This is a genomic window from Marinobacter iranensis, from assembly GCF_029207565.1.
Lineage (GTDB): Bacteria > Pseudomonadota > Gammaproteobacteria > Pseudomonadales > Oleiphilaceae > Marinobacter > Marinobacter iranensis.
Map to the genome: position 1 here is coordinate 1 of NZ_JANCMW010000239.1, position 262 is coordinate 262.

Consider the following 262-nt stretch of genomic DNA (forward strand, 5'->3'; position numbering starts at 1 on the left):
TGGCGGCCGATGCCGATGCTCCGTTTCTCGTGTGCGAGAAAATCCGGTCCGGCGACCGTGACGTCACCATCTCGATTCCGAATGCCCCAGCGTTTCTCGATCGCCAGCCGGTGCTGGTCGACGATATCGCCTCATCCGGCCGGACCCTCGCCGAGGCGGCGCGCCAGCTGGTCGGCATGGGGTTCGCGCGACCGGATTGCGTGGTCGTGCATCCGCTTTTCGCCGGCGATGCAGCGCAAGTCCTGGGTGGGCTCGTCGAGAG

The 262-nt window shown here is 66.8% G+C and carries 1 pseudogene; it reads left to right on the top strand.

Annotated features, from left to right (window positions below):
- Positions 1-262 (top strand): annotated as a pseudogene (locus NLU14_RS22185) (ribose-phosphate diphosphokinase); the annotation flags it as partial.